The sequence below is a fragment of the Nitrosopumilus sp. b1 genome (assembly GCF_014078545.1).
In the GTDB taxonomy this organism is placed as follows: domain Archaea; phylum Thermoproteota; class Nitrososphaeria; order Nitrososphaerales; family Nitrosopumilaceae; genus PXYB01.
The window spans coordinates 46,125-59,595 of record NZ_MU078716.1 but is presented as its reverse complement, the minus strand read 5'-3'; the positions used below and the strand labels follow the sequence as shown (position 1 = coordinate 59,595).

The 13,471-nt window shown below is 34.8% G+C and carries 12 protein-coding genes; 10 read left to right on the top strand and 2 right to left on the bottom strand.

What is annotated here, in order from left to right:
* Window positions 1-4: 4 nt before the first annotated feature.
* From metG to C6988_RS03890, 3 genes are read left to right on the top strand one after another with little or no spacing between them, the layout of a single operon-like run.
* Entirely contained in the window at window positions 5-1,663 is a 1,659-nt protein-coding gene (gene metG / locus C6988_RS03900) for a methionine--tRNA ligase (RefSeq protein ID WP_182133753.1), read from the top strand.
* A complete protein-coding gene (locus tag C6988_RS03895; protein WP_182133752.1) occupies window positions 1,663-2,406 on the top strand; it encodes a lipase family alpha/beta hydrolase in 744 nt (247 codons plus the stop codon). Before metG ends, C6988_RS03895 begins: the two co-directional genes overlap by 1 nt.
* Window positions 2,407-2,444: 38 nt before the next feature.
* Window positions 2,445-2,933 carry an RDD family protein gene (locus C6988_RS03890; protein ID WP_182133751.1) on the top strand — a complete coding sequence of 163 codons (489 nt, stop codon included), beginning with the start codon at window positions 2,445-2,447 and terminating at the stop codon, window positions 2,931-2,933.
* 1 nt (window position 2,934) lies between these two features.
* On the opposite strand, the gene C6988_RS03885 is transcribed toward C6988_RS03890, so the two are convergent.
* Window positions 2,935-3,462, bottom strand: a complete 528-nt coding sequence (locus tag C6988_RS03885) for a 3D domain-containing protein (RefSeq protein ID WP_182133750.1) — start codon at window positions 3,460-3,462, stop codon at window positions 2,935-2,937.
* A 110-nt stretch (window positions 3,463-3,572) separates the two neighbouring features.
* Here C6988_RS03885 and C6988_RS03880 point away from each other — a divergent pair, with 110 nt between their 5' ends.
* The 3 genes from C6988_RS03880 to C6988_RS03870 are packed head-to-tail and all read left to right on the top strand — an operon-like array spanning window position 3,573 to window position 9,277.
* A complete protein-coding gene (locus C6988_RS03880) occupies window positions 3,573-5,651 on the top strand; it encodes a glycosyltransferase family 2 protein (protein ID WP_182133749.1) in 2,079 nt (692 codons plus the stop codon).
* Window positions 5,648-8,311, top strand: coding sequence for a polysaccharide deacetylase family protein (locus tag C6988_RS03875; protein ID WP_182133748.1), 2,664 nt, complete (start codon window positions 5,648-5,650; stop codon window positions 8,309-8,311). The genes C6988_RS03880 and C6988_RS03875 overlap by 4 nt, the downstream gene beginning before the upstream one ends.
* A gap of 45 nt (window positions 8,312-8,356) precedes the next feature.
* Window positions 8,357-9,277 (top strand): TackOD1 domain-containing metal-binding protein, encoded by a 921-nt coding sequence (locus C6988_RS03870; RefSeq protein ID WP_182133747.1) that lies wholly within the window; start codon window positions 8,357-8,359, stop codon window positions 9,275-9,277.
* Between the two features lie 10 nt (window positions 9,278-9,287).
* On the opposite strand, the gene C6988_RS03865 is transcribed toward C6988_RS03870, so the two are convergent.
* Window positions 9,288-9,686 (bottom strand): response regulator, encoded by a 399-nt coding sequence (locus C6988_RS03865; protein ID WP_182133746.1) that lies wholly within the window; start codon window positions 9,684-9,686, stop codon window positions 9,288-9,290.
* Window positions 9,687-9,775: 89 nt separating this feature from the next.
* Between C6988_RS03865 and C6988_RS03860 the strand changes: the two genes are divergently transcribed.
* From C6988_RS03860 to C6988_RS03845, 4 genes are all read left to right on the top strand, one after another.
* The gene (locus C6988_RS03860; protein ID WP_182133745.1) at window positions 9,776-9,934 is read left to right on the top strand and encodes a hypothetical protein; all 159 of its coding nucleotides are present in this window, start codon (window positions 9,776-9,778) and stop codon (window positions 9,932-9,934) included.
* 60 nt (window positions 9,935-9,994) lie between these two features.
* Complete coding sequence (locus C6988_RS03855) at window positions 9,995-10,915, top strand: EF-Tu/IF-2/RF-3 family GTPase (protein ID WP_182133744.1); 921 nt, start codon at window positions 9,995-9,997, stop codon at window positions 10,913-10,915.
* Between the two features lie 32 nt (window positions 10,916-10,947).
* Window positions 10,948-11,478, top strand: a complete 531-nt coding sequence (locus tag C6988_RS03850; RefSeq protein WP_182133743.1) for a nicotinamide-nucleotide adenylyltransferase — start codon at window positions 10,948-10,950, stop codon at window positions 11,476-11,478.
* A gap of 227 nt (window positions 11,479-11,705) precedes the next feature.
* Complete coding sequence (locus C6988_RS03845) at window positions 11,706-13,253, top strand: tetratricopeptide repeat protein (RefSeq protein ID WP_182133742.1); 1,548 nt, start codon at window positions 11,706-11,708, stop codon at window positions 13,251-13,253.
* The last annotated feature ends 218 nt before the right edge of the window (window positions 13,254-13,471 follow it).

Below are 13,471 nucleotides of genomic sequence, written 5' to 3'. Positions count from 1 at the left end.
TACCATGAATAAACGAGCCATCATCACAAGTGCATTACCTTATGCTAACGGAGAGATTCATCTTGGACATGTAGCATCAACATATTTACCAGCTGATGTAACGACTCGTTATCTAAAACAAAAAGGAGTCGAGGCCTATTACATTTGTGCGTCAGATGATTTTGGTACTCCCATCTTACTTCAATCCGAAAAACTCGGCAAGACTCCACAAGAGTATGTTGAGCACTGGAATAAACGCGACTTGGAAGACTTTACGGCATTTAACATTAATTTTGATTTCTTTTACAAAACAAGCTCTCCTGAAAACATTAGTTTTGTTCAGGATGTGTTTTCCAAACTTTATGATGCAGGACATATCTATGAATCTGAAATTACACAGTTTTACTGCAAGACTGATAAGAAATTTTTACCAGACCGATACGTAAAGGGCTCATGTCCTTACTGTAAAGCAGAGGATCAATATTCTGATTTATGTGAAAGCTGTGGCAAGGTTCCAGAAGAGATTGATAATCCAAAATGTTCAATTTGCGGACAGCCTCCCACTAAAGAAAAAACAAAACACTATTTTTTCAAACTTAAAAATTTCTCAGAACCTCTTTACAAATGGCTGGATGAGAATCAAAATCTACAAAAAGATGTGAAAAAGTATGTCCAAAACTGGATAAAATCGGGTCTAGTTGATTGGGATATTACTCGTGACATCACATGGGGAGTTGAGATTCCTTTGGATGACGCAAACGGGAAGGTCTTTTATGGCTGGTTTGATAACCATCTCGCTTACATCTCAACTGCCCTAAAATTTCTCAACGATAAAGGAATTGATGGAAAAGAATTCTGGAATTCTGCTGACATTTATCATTTCATTGGAAAGGACATCGTGTATCACCACTATCTCTTCTTGCCTGCAATGAGAATTGGAATAAACAATGAATTCAAACTTCCTGATTTTATTCCAACAAGAGGTCATTTGACATTAGAATCAAAGAAGATCTCAAAGAGCCGAAACTGGTACATAGGATTAAAGGAGTTTCTTGGTTATTACCCTGCAGACTATCTTAGATTTTACTTGATTTCAATTAATCCATACTCACAAGATGACTTGAACTTTGATTGGGATGAGTTTGCAACAAAGATTAATTCAGAATTAATTGGAAACATTGGAAATTTTGTCAACAGGGCATTAGGATTTACTGCTAAAAGTTTTGAAGGAAACATACCTCCACCATCTGATTACGAGCAAATCGACAATGATGCCAAACAAAAGATTCTTTCACTATCGAGTGAACTTGATGAATTGATGAGTCAGAATCATCTAGACAGAGCATTAAAAAAGATCCTCGAGTTCTCTGCTCACTTTAATCAGTACTTTCAACATAAAGAGCCTTGGAAAAAAGGTCCTGGGACAGATACATGTGTGTACCTATCCGTAAATGCAGTTAGAAGCATTGCAATATCTTTGTCTTCATTTCTTCCAGAATCTTCAGAGAAGATTTGGCAGCAACTTGGACTCTCAGAAACACCTTCAAAACAACCTTGGGAAACTATATCTGAACTGAATATTTCTTCAGGCCATACCCTTGGAAAATCTTCGCCTATTTTTGAAAAAATTGAGAGCGAAGACATCAAAGCTCATAAAAATAAACTAGGCACAAAGAATCTGTAATGATTGCTCCTCGAATATCTACAAGGAGATATTATGATCTGCTTGACGGAAAAACTCTGAAAACAAATTCGTATTCTCTTTATCCAAAAAATTTCTTTGATACATTAGAGTCCTCAAAGGAGATTGTAGTAATGATTCATGGGTTGAGAAATGATAGTGCATCCGCGGCCAAAAAGTTTGAAATTGCAAGAAACAGACTGAGAAGAATTGGTTACAAACATCCAGTTATTGGCTTTAGCTATGATTCCAATACGCGTGGGGCACATTTGAAAAAAACTGAATTACGTGCACTTCGTGTAGGACAAAAAATCGCTCAAAAAAACGGAAAGAATCTTAGTCGATTTATTGCTGATTTGAAGAAATTTTGTCCTCAAATTAAAATTCGATTGATTGGACACTCTCTAGGATCTCAAGTGATTCTAAGTACAATTGATTTTCTGTCCAAAAATTCTTCTAATAAAAATTTGATCGAGACTGCTCACTTTTTTGGGGCTTCAATAACATTTAACGATCTTAAAAAAAATAGGAAAAAAATCAATACGGTAATTAATAAAAAAATTGTAAATTATTTTGCCCCATCGGATGAAGTTTTACAGTATGCTCATGATACAAACTCTGTAAAGAATCCATTAGGATTATCTGGCTCTATGGGGGGGAAAATTCCAAAGTACGCTGAAAAAAAAGTCAAGCCAAGAAATCATAGATTTGCAAGTTATGCCTTAACAATTAGGAATTTTCCTTAACTTTGATGGATTATTAATTAGTTTATAGTTACGGTATCATGTCTGAAAATAAAATCACTCTTGCAAAATGGTCACATCGATTCTTAGCTTGGCTAATAGACATCATTCTAGTCTCTGTAGTTGTACATTTAATCTCATATGTAATTTTTGGAACCAGCATTCTGATGATTGGATTGGAAAATCCATCATTTAATTTTGATGCGCATTTTTTTTACTTTATTGGATTTGGTTTGTTAGAGGATATTGTCTATTTGTTTTATTGGGCAATACTTGAAAAAAGAAGCGGACAATCCATTGGCAAAATGGTTCTAAAAATTAAAACTACAGATCTTCATGGACAAAGTATTTCATTTCGGGATAGTATCGTTCAAAGCTTTGGCAAAACATTTCTGCTTCCAATTGATGTTATTGTAGGCTGGATTTTTACCAACAAAAATAGACAGCGACTTTTTAACAAAATTAGTGATACAATAGTCATTAAACAATTTTCAAGTGATGAGGCAGAAATTGATTATATGAAGGATTAACTCATGTTACACAAAGAACGTTATTCTCACTAGTTATTCGCTCAGTTTCAATTCTAGCTTTGTCACCTTCGCCAGTATAGACGTCAATGTGTTTTCCTTTGATGGATGGACCGATATCTGTGACTGTTAGGACTTGCTGATTCCATGGTTCAACCAAAGTTGGAATTTTTACCTTAGAGTCTTGTTCAAGTACAAGTGGGTCTGCAGCAATCATCTGTGGAACCAATTTTTTACCATGCATATCCAATGGGGAATCACTAATGTGAAATGCAGAGTCATACCATCCAAGATAATTTCCTGACTCCATCAATCCCCAACCTTCAATTTTTACTGTATCTGCAAACTCTTTTTTTACCACTATCATATTTCCATCGGCTTTGATTTCAATTACTTCTCCAGAAAAATCTGACTCAAATGGTGTATAGTATCCTGTAATGTACCATCCATCAGAACAATTATCTTCAATACTGAGAAGTATCAGAGCAGCTGCAGTGACACCTACAATTGGAATAATCCAAAGATTCTTCACTATTTTCCTAGTCGGCGCATGAATAAATCTGATCGATTGATGCTGAATTTACAAAACCGTTTAGATTTGATGAGCAAACTAGACACATATTAAGAAATTTCAAGAATTTTGTGGGCATAGGGCAGTACTCTAAAGTAGAGGTGTATAACAAAATTCAAGATCTAATAGAATCCTGCAACGGTGACGTAGGCAGACTTCAATTCATCCAGAAATGCTTGCGTGAAGGAAAGACCTTGTATCACTCTGATGAAAAATATCTTTTAGGAAAACTAGAGTCAACTGTAACACCGCTTAGTCCTACTGAAGTTGATGATCAAAAATTAATAAAAATTCTCACTCATCTAATTGAGTGGAATCTTGGTGACGTACAACGATTAGAATTCATTAAAAGTTCACTGAAAAAACATAAACCTCTGTACAAATCTGATGAAAAATATCTAAAAAGTAAACTTGAATCTCTTTCAGATAATAAAATTATAGCACCAGTTCTTTTCAAACCGGAACCACCAAAACAATTAGAGAAGAGTTTTGAAAAACCAGATGCTCCAATACAAAAATGCTCAAAATGTAAAGAGGAGATTAAATTTTCACAACCTACTAAAAGAGTCAATGACATGTGGTATCATGCAGAATGCAATGTTCAAATAATTCCTCCAAAACAGAACGTCTCTGCTAAACCTGATTCGCCCAAATCAACTACTCTGATTGAGACTGCATCGCCTGAGATTATGTCAAAAAAGCCTTCCAAGAGTAGGCCTGACCCATTATTGGTTGGCGTCGCGGGCATAATCTTTGCTTTGTTAATTTATACCGCTTATAGCATGTTTACTTATCTTAGTATTATCGCAATATCATTTGCAGCTGCACTAGTATTCTATCATTTACTCTCATCTAAAATATACAAAAAGGAAGAGCGAAACTATGGAACACACCGCATGTCTGTTTATTCTATAATGATTCTTGTATTGCCATTTGCTTTTGGTGCTATGATTGCATTTGATGGATATGTTAACTTCATGTCTATCATTCAGGCAGTTTTTGTATGGATGCTGACCTTATCATTTTGGCAGACAATGCTGTTTGTCCCACTAGCAATTAGAAGTGTACATCTTGAATCACAAATGAAAGATCCTGATGTCTTTCCTTTGATGAGTGTTCTTATTCCTGCTTACAATGAAGAGAAGGTTATCCAACTGACAATTGATTCATTACTTAATGCTGACTACCCTCATAAAGAAATAATTGTTATTGATGATGGCAGCACAGATAAAACGTTAGAGATTGCAAGACTTTACAAAGATAAGGTCAAAGTACTTCATAAAGAAAATGGTGGAAAAGCATCTGCATTAAACTATGGGTTGGTGTTCTCCAAGGGTGACATTGTCGTAGTGGTTGATGCAGATACCGTTATTGGACGACAAGCATTGAAAAACATTGCAAAAGGATTTAGAAATGAAAACGTTGCAGCCGTAGCTGGTAATATCAAAATCAGAAACAAGGTTAATTGGTTGACTTGGTGTCAGGCCTTGGATTATCTTACCGGAATCCAAATTATGAGAAGAGCACTTGATTATTTTGGTGCTATTACTATAGTACCTGGCGCATTAGGTGCATTTAGCAAAAAGAAATTAGAACAAGCAGGTGCATATCACAAAGATACTATCGTTGAAGACTTTGATGCCACAATGAAATTACTAAAATCTGGATTAATTGTTCAGGCAAGTAGCAACGCAGTTGCCTATACTCAGGCACCTCAAACTTTAAGGGATTTTTACAAACAACGAAAGCGTTGGTATCGAGGAAACCTTCAGGTGATGACTAGGCATGCTGATGCACTAACTAATCCTAGATTTGGCTCTCTCCAGAGATTTGCATACCCATTGATGATTATTCACATGCTAGTTATCCCTACAACTAGCATTATGGTATGGGGCTTTGCTGCATATCAGGCCTTAACTGGCCAATACGAGTTTGTAGCATACATGGTAGGCTTGTTTATCCTACTGCAGTATCTGTTAGGTGTATTGGCAGTGCGGATGGATGGGGATGAAAAAAAGATGGTTGCATTTTCGGCATTTCTCGTTATAGGATACAAGCAAATTATTGATGTATTGCAACTAAAGGCTGCCATTGAAGAACTATTAAGACGAAAAGCAACGTGGACTAGTGCAGCAAGGATCAGATCATGAGATTACTTCTATTACTTTTAATCTTCTCAATAGGAATAGCCATGCTGCCCGCATATGCGCAAAGCAACTCTGCAGTTATACAAATTAAAAATTTTGAGTTTGAAATGAGTGATCCTTATGGAATCACAGTTTTTGTCTATCAGGATACTGCTACAAACCTATACAGAACTATTCCGTTAACTGAAAACCCTCAGACAATTAGCAGTCTTCCTTCAAACCATGGATATATCTTCAAAGTTGTAAAAAATGGGATTGATTCTGCTACTACTCCTTTAATCAAATCATTTGATTCTCCAATCGAAATTTTAATCCCAAATGATGGTGGCATGAAGTTTAAAATAAAATACAAAGATGGCTCACCTATCTCTGGAGCTAAAGTAGTAGTAAAATCATTAGATAACACTGCATGGGTTACTGCAAATACCGATTCAAAGGGTGAAACCGGAAGATACTGGATTCAATCAACAACATCTGATAGCTTCTATTATGCTGAAGTTTTAATCAATGACAAAGTATCTTATGTTTATTCTCCAGTTAAAACACAATCCGGACTCCCACAGGATTTTAACATTGTAACTCCCTGGCCCAAATTAATAGACAAAGTTGATGTCAACATCATAAAAGATAATCGCAAAGTTGGAACTTATGATGGAATCTTTCTAGTTGAACTATATGACTCGAAAAAAACAAAGATTGCACAATCAAACGTGAATAAAGGCTCTGCACTTTTTACGCTACTACCTGTTGACCAATATGATTTCAAAGTATTTCATAAACAAAATCAATCTTCAACTTTTGAACTCTGGTCTGTTCATAGAGCGACATTGACTTCCAATGCTGTCATAAACATTGAACAATTATCACAATCTCCATCAGCAAAAAACTGCAAATGTGTTGCTTTTAGATTAGATGACGTTCAGGATTATTTTCTTAGTGCTTCTCAAAAGGCAGTAATCCAAACTTTTTCAACAAAATCAGCTCCACTTACAATAGGCGTAATTGGGGGGCTCATAGGATCTGACGGTGAATTAGTAAATGTGATAAAAAATAATCTTGAAAATTCACGCCTAGAAATTGCCAGTCATAGCTGGAATAATAGTCCAATCACGGTCTTTGATAATGAAAAACAGCAAAAAATTATCAAAGATACCAATCAGAAGATTTTTGATACCTTTGGAATTACTCCGTCTGTTTTTATTCCACCAGAAAATGTATTTGATAAAAATACGATTCCTCTTTTGAAATCAAACGGAATTACCCACCTTAGCTCTTCTTTTAATTATGATTCGCCACCATTTCAACTTTCAAATTCCACATTTTATCGATTTCCACAAGCAGCACAAACTGCTATTTTAGATTCGACATCGAATCTTTGGATCGTTGAAAATAGAACCAAAATCTTTAGCGATATAGAATCCAGCATGTTAAGCAACGGTTTTGCAGTTGTTATGATGCATCCTCCTGAATTTTCACAAAGGGAATTGGGTGTATACAAAAATGTCGTCAACCAAAATTCAATTAAAGAATTGGAATTACTAATTGATCAAGTACAAGCTGCAGGATATACAATCGTTCCTATAGGTCAGATTAATCTTGATGCAAAACCTATGTTACCAAAACCGATTTTAAATGAAAAAAACTCAACTGAGATTATCAGCTGCAATTGTGTGGCCATCCGAATTGATAATGTACAAGATTTTTGGCTCAACCAAGTGCAAAAAGAACTACTAAATACATTTGAGAATAAGAAAACTGATGTTACCGTAGGAATTTTAGGAAAATTTTTTGGCGATGACCCGATTACTGTTCAAGCAATCAATTCTACTCTAAATAATAAAAAAATAAATCTTGATGTTGCAAATAGCGGTTGGGAGTTTATAGATCATACAAAATTTGGCGTTGAAGAACAAACCTCTAGTATTAAAAAAACAAATGATAAGATCAATTCCATTTTAAAGAAAAAACCGTCCGTGTTCATTCCACCTTTGGGTTCTTTTAATGAAAACACTTTGTCTGCAGTTAACTCAAACAATCTAAAATTAGTAAGCTCAAACCTGCAACTAGACAATCTTTTGCATTCTGGTTCAAAGAATATTGTCCATGTCCCATCTACTTTGAGTGCATCAGATATTCTTAACGATGATCCATTTGTTTCTGGAACTATCAAGGAACAAGCCATTCATAAGATAAATTCTAATTTTGAAAAATATGGGTATTCTGTAATCAGTTTACAAGTTCCAGATTTTGCCCTTAAAGAGGATCAAATTAGTATAAATCAAATTGATGCCGATAAATTCTCCAAATTAAGTCAAGTTTTGGATGCTTTGAAGGAGAATGACGTCGATGTAGTTACGTTAAATTCGGTCTCAAGGGTATTGTGGGAGAAATCGTTGGATATTCCATCATGGGTTAAAAATAATGCCGAATGGTGGTCAGAAGGAACAATTGATGATAATGACTTTGTTGGGGGGATCGAATACATGATTAAAACAGGAATTATAAAAATTCCAAATACTGCTCCTTCCTCCGAGTCTAACTCTGTTATTCCCTCTTGGATTAAAAATAATGCCGGATGGTGGTCCGATGGATTAGTTAGTGATGGCGAATTTGTTTTAGGACTAGAATACCTAATCAAAACAGGGATTATTCGTGTATCATAATCTTAGACAAGATTTTTCTATCGCTTTGATGGCTTTGTAAAATTGATGACTGACTTAACGGATAGGGAAATTTTAGTTATTGATGATAGTCCGGCAGTAGGAATCTTTCTTAGAGAATTTTTACTAAAGCTTGGTTTTCAAAAAGTACATTGTTGTGAAAACGGAAAAATTGGACTTGAGGCATTCAATGAGTTGATTGATTCTGGTAAAGTTCCGATTGTGTTCTTAGATTATAATATGCCTGATATGAATGCCTTGTCTGTTCTTACTCAAATGCTAAATGTCCGACCAGATGTTAAAGTCATAATTGAAACTGCACGAGAAAGAAGTGAGGAATCAATCAAGGAAGTAATTGCACAGGGGGCATACCAGTATCTCTCAAAACCAATTAGATTAGAAAATGTTAAGGAAATAATGAAAACTTTAACTGCTGAAGAAAATTACAAAGATGTTTCACCTGATGATGATGTCATACAAAGAGTAGAATTTTTAATTACAACCTCCACTAGGACGAGCTTGACTAGAATCGCCCAATACATGGGTAAAACAAAAGAGGAAATGCTTCCAATTATCCAAAAACTAGAATCTGACAAGAAAATTATCAAATTAAAAGACATTAAAGAAATTGCATGCCCTGATTGTGGATTGGTAAAAATTTCTCAAATTTTTCATTGCCCATCATGCAAGGGCTCTAACTTTAAACAAGAAAAACTCATTGAACATTATGAGTGTTCTAATGTGTCTTCTGCAAACTCTTATGTTGATGATATATGTCCCAAATGTAGAAAAAAAATTAAGGTACTAGGCTCTGATTATAGAGTAATGGATAATTATTATCTCTGTAATGATTGTTCTGAAAAATTCCCGGAACTCTCCACTGACTTTCTCTGCCTTCGATGTAATAATAGATTTGAAATTGAAAGAGCAAAATGGGAAACTAGCCCTGCATATGGTAGATTTAGTTAATTTAGAAATATTATCTTTCTATTAGGTCTTTTTCAAAATGTTTTGTTTCTTCTATGTTTTTTATTTCTCTGAGTAGATCTTCAAGTGAGTCTAGATCATATGGCTTGTGTAAAATTGCATAAGGGGAAAGATCTTCTAGTTTCTTTGCTGTCTCTACACTTACATCTGCAGTCGCAATGACTATCTTGGCATTTTTCTTCAGTTTGCGTATCTCATGAATTCCAAAAAATCCATCAAAATGCGGCATCATGATATCAAGAACAACCACGTCTGGTTTTAATTTCTGATATAGTTGCGCAGCCTCTTTTCCATTATGGCCTACTCCGACTACGTTGAATCCTTTAATGGTAAGATATTCACTGAAAATTTCAGTCGTATCTATGTCATCATCTATTAAAATAACATCCATTCTTCAATTTTTCATTATATACAGATAATGTGGTGTTTGTAAACCAATTACACACAGGTTTTATTATAAAATTTTATAGTAATTTATTCATGCCCATTCAGAAAAACTGCCCTAGCTGTACTAGAGTCACAACTTTACAAACAAGAGATTTGGTTGTAGTACCTGATCAGCGTTGTCAGCATTGTGGATTTCGCATGCCAAATGAAGCTGCACGACCACAACTAAAGAGTAGCGACTTTGGCGCATGACCTCATTTTTCTTTGTATAATTCATCATGTTTTAATTATCAATAGTTACTGCAGACAAATATGGTAAAATCCATTAATTTTGCTGTACTTGGTGAGCAGACCATTGCTTCAGACTTTGGAAAGAAAGGCACTGCTACTGATCTGACACTTTATGATAAAAAAGAATCTGATGTAATTAGAACTTGGGTTGCCCCAAATGGGTTTCCAGACAAAATTCAACCCTTATTTCAGGCAATTAATCTGGCTGAATATCCTATTGTGTATTTGGGTTCTCTTGACAAATTTGCAGGTGAACAAATGGTTGCACTGGATGTCTTGCAGAAAAAAGAGGGAATTTTAAGTCATACATACGAGGTAGATGAAAGCAGACTCAACACCATGATTAAAGGAACTGTCTTGGAGCAATATAGAAAAGTAGAGTCCCAAAAGATTAAAGAAGAAATTTTAAAATTTCAACCCTTACAAACAGACGGTAAGACAAAAATCGTAATTGATCATTGCTTTGATGTTAAAGGCGTTGGAACAGTAATTCTAGGAAAGGTAACTTCTGGTAAAATAAAACAATATGATAATCTCAAACTCCTCCCTGCAGGATTGGATATAATGGTAAAGTCAATTCAAATGCATGATGAACCTGTTGAAGAAGCTACTTCTCCTGCTCGCGTTGGCTTGTCCATTAAAGGTGCAAAACCTGAGGAAATTTCTCGAGGTGATATTTTATGTGAGGATGATTCTATGCCGGTAAAATCCGAAATAGAGCTTGATTTTAAAAAAAATCCATTCTATAAAGGAGATGTTACAGAGAATCAAATGTGTATGGTAAATATTGGTCTTCAGATAAAGGCTGCAAAATTTAGCTCTGTCAATCCACTGAAGCTTTCCTTTGAAAAGCCTGCGGTATGTGATAAATCAGATACATGTGTGATTCTAAAACCAGAATCTACCAGTATCCGAATACTAGGTAGCGGAAAAATAATCTAAGATTTAATTAATTCATGACCTTTGATTTTCATATGCGCGGTTTAATGATGGGTAGGTTTCAACCATTTCATCTTGGACACTTGGAGCTTGCAAAGATTATTCTTCGTGAGTGTGACGAGCTCATAATTTGTATTACTAGCCTTCAGTTTAACTACATGGAAAAGGATCCTTTTACCGCTGGCGAAAGAATTCAAATGATTCATGAATCTCTTAAAGAAGAAAACCTTGATCTCTCCAAGTGCTACATCTTAGCTATCGAAAATCAATTCAATATTGCAACATGGGCATCATACTTACGTTCTTCACTTCCAAAATTTGATAGAGTTTACAGTGGCAATGATTATGTTCGAATGCTACTATCTGATTCTGGGTTGGAAGTAATTAAACCAAATTTCTTGGATAGAGAAAAATACAATGCAACATTGATTAGAAAATTAATCGCCGAGAATTCGGATTGGAAAAAACTAGTACCAAAGGCAGTAGCAGATAATATTATCAAATTCAATGGAATGCAAAGAATCCAAACTATTTTGACTTCAGATACAAAACCTACTGAATACTGATGAAAAAGTTACGGGCATGCCCAATTTGCCCAAATTGTGGCTCTAAAAAATTTCAAAGAGTCCAAAAAGAAGATCAAGTTCAGGTAAAGTGCGTCAAATGTAGCACGATACTATCAATATAGGATGTTTGTACAGATTAGACATCCTAATACCTATGGAACTTTTTTTACAAAAAACTCTTACAATGAAGAATTTTACTGAAAATTCAACCGCACTGAGGTGGTACGATGGCCCAAGTCGAGCAATCTGATTCATTTACTCAGGGATGCATACATTACAAAAATGAAGAATATGAGCAAGCCCTGTCTGCATTTGATTCAGTACTGTCTGAAGATTCTAAACATATAGATTCACTGTGTATGAAAAGCATGACTCTGTCTAAAATTGGAAAATTTGAGGATGCATTAGCATGCTGTGATGAAGCATTATCTGTAGAACCAAATGATAATGTGTTGATAAATAACAAAGGATATTTTGAATCAATCCTTGGTAATAATCAAAAAGCTATCGAAGTTTTTGAACAAATTCTAAAACGAGAGCCTGAAAATATTTCCGTTCTGTACAATAAGGCATTATGTTTTTCAAGAATGGAAAAATACGAAGAATCTATACGCATCTATAATAAAATCTTAGAAATTGATCCTGAACATACTGATTCATTATTTAACAAAGGAAACGATCTTCATAAACTTGGCAAATTCAAAGAAGCATCTCTTTGCTATGAACAAGTTTTAAAAATAAATCCTAGTCATAATGGGGCAAAAAATAATCATGTCTTATCAAACTCAAAAATTTCTGATGATTACCCTGGAAATTATGTTCCTGAAGTAAATGATGAATTATTTGAAAAACTAAATAATTGGTTGGATTCTGGACGGCCTGAAACAAAAGATTTTGCCCTGGATACTCTTCTCATTGAACAGATTCCTGAAAAAAAGGAAGATGCTGTTCTTGTTTTAACCAAAGCAAAAGAAATGATTGTAAAAAATTTTCCTAAAATAGAATCAACTGATCCGCATGATGTGATTGCATTAGATCTTGCAAAAGCAATGTCAAAACAAAAAATTTCTGAGAATAAACAATCACAAAATAAAGATAAGACAAAAGTTCAAAACAAATCAAAAACTAAAAAATCTTATAAATCATTTTTGATTTTGGGTCTGATGATATCTGCAGTAGGATTCATTGGAGTATATGATGCATATCCAGAACTTTTGTTCTCCTTTGATACTTCACAGCTTACAAACATGTTTGAGTCTGGTTTGTCTTTTGTATCTGAGCCCCAATCAGAGGAACAAGAAAATCTTCCAATCCAAAATATTGTGACTGTTGCTTCATCATATCCTCAAGTCGAGTCTGATATAGTTCAACTCATTAATGAAAAAAGACTGAATATTGGACGTGGCGCATTTTTGGCTCATCCGGAATTGAGTACATTGGCACTAAAACACAGTCAAGATATGGCATCGCGTAATAGAGTTGATCAAGCATTATCTACTGATGGATTACCAGTTACTCGTGAATATGCAGATAAACTTCCTGTATGCGTGGATAATGCTGCAAAATATTCTGATACAAAGGCACCTGGAAGCTCATTGAATATTTACAGTGGGAGTATTCCTCTTGATGCATTAACTGCAGAAACTATAGTTTCTGAATGGATTCAAAAGGATGTGAAAGAAACCTTGCTTCGAGGTACTACTTACTCTAATGTTGGTACTGGAGTTTCATTTTCATCTGATGGTACATTGTATGTAAGTCAGATTTATTGTTGATTGAAAGATTCATTATTTCAGTTTCCTCTGTGGGTAATTTTGATTATCCAAGTATGATGCAGAAATCCTTTGAGGATTTTTTTAATTTTAGATGTGTGGGAAACTACTGGTATGAATAAGCTAAATGACTCCTAGTTTCCCACTTTCGGTTCACTTTGGTCGGCTAGTATGATTAACGTGGATTATAATAAAACAAAATTGGTACATTCGAAATTTGT